The following is a 1,269-nucleotide window of genomic DNA, read 5'->3' on the forward strand; positions in this document are numbered from 1 at the left end:
CAGTTCGTTGGCGAGCTGCTTCACGAGGAACAGCTCTTCCGCGGTGCTGTGCGCGCTCGCGAGCATCGCCAGCGCGTTCGCGCCGTGATCCGCGGCGATGCCCTTCAGGCCCTTCGCGACGTATTCGAGCGCGGTCTGCCAGTCGGTCTCGATCCACTGGCCGCCCTGCTTCAGCATCGGCTTCGTCAGGCGCTCTTCACTGTTGAGGCCTTCATACGAGAAGCGGTCCTTGTCCGAGATCCAGCATTCGTTGATCGCTTCGTTCTCGAACGGCAGCACGCGCATCACGCGGTTGTTCTTCACCTGCACGACGAGGTTCGCGCCGACGGAATCGTGCGGGCTCACCGACTTGCGGCGCGACAGTTCCCACGTACGGGCGCTGTAGCGGAACGGCTTGCTGGTCAGCGCGCCGACCGGGCACAGGTCGATCATGTTGCCCGACATTTCGGAGTCGACCGTCTTGCCGACGAACGTCGTGATTTCCGAATGCTCGCCGCGGCCCAGCATGCCGAACTCCATCACGCCGGCAATTTCCTGGCCGAAGCGGACGCAGCGCGTGCAGTGGATGCAGCGCGACATTTCTTCCATCGAGATCAGCGGGCCCACGTTCTTGTGGAACACCACGCGCTTTTCTTCCGAGTAGCGCGACGACGACTTGCCGTAGCCGACCGCCAGATCCTGCAACTGGCATTCGCCGCCCTGATCGCAGATCGGGCAATCGAGCGGGTGATTGATGAGGAGGAATTCCATCACCGACTGCTGCGCCTTCACAGCCTTGTCGGACTGCGTGCGGACGATCATGCCGGCCGACACGGGGGTCGCGCAGGCAGGTACGGCCTTCGGCATCTTCTCGACTTCGACGAGACACATCCGGCAGTTGGCCGCGACCGACAGTTTCTTGTGATAGCAGAAGTGAGGAATGTACGTATCCGCCTTGTGCGCAGCCTGGATCACCATGCTGCCTTCGGGCACCTCGACCTTCTTGCCGTCTATTTCAAGTTCAACCATGATGGTGAATGGTCCTTAACCTATTTCCGCCCGTTCGCGCCTTGGCCCGACCGTGCGCTCAAATTCCGCAACCGGGTTCGCTTCAGGCTGCCGCCGCGTGCGCGTGGCCGCCGACCATGCAGTGCTTGTGCTCGACGTGGTACGCGAATTCGTCCCAGTAGTGCTTGAGCATCCCGCGAACCGGCATCGCCGCCGCATCGCCGAGCGCGCAGATCGTGCCGTAATAACTTCGTATAGCATACATTATACGAAGTTATACGA

General features: G+C 61.5%; 1 protein-coding gene and 1 pseudogene. Both read right to left on the reverse strand.

The window, feature by feature from the left end; genetic code table 11:
* Positions 1-1,008, reverse strand: a 1,008-nt coding sequence (gene nuoG, locus JMF90_RS37480; protein ID WP_201326381.1) for an NADH-quinone oxidoreductase subunit NuoG, incomplete at its 3' end; no start/stop codon positions are given.
* An 82-nt stretch (positions 1,009-1,090) separates the two neighbouring features.
* A pseudogene (locus JMF90_RS37485) lies at positions 1,091-1,225 on the reverse strand (NADH-ubiquinone oxidoreductase-F iron-sulfur binding region domain-containing protein); the annotation flags it as partial.
* Positions 1,226-1,269 lie beyond the last annotated feature (44 nt).

The sequence above is a fragment of the Burkholderia sp. E168m23 genome (assembly GCF_016586125.1).
Taxonomy (GTDB): Bacteria; Pseudomonadota; Gammaproteobacteria; order Burkholderiales; family Burkholderiaceae; genus Burkholderia; species Burkholderia orbicola.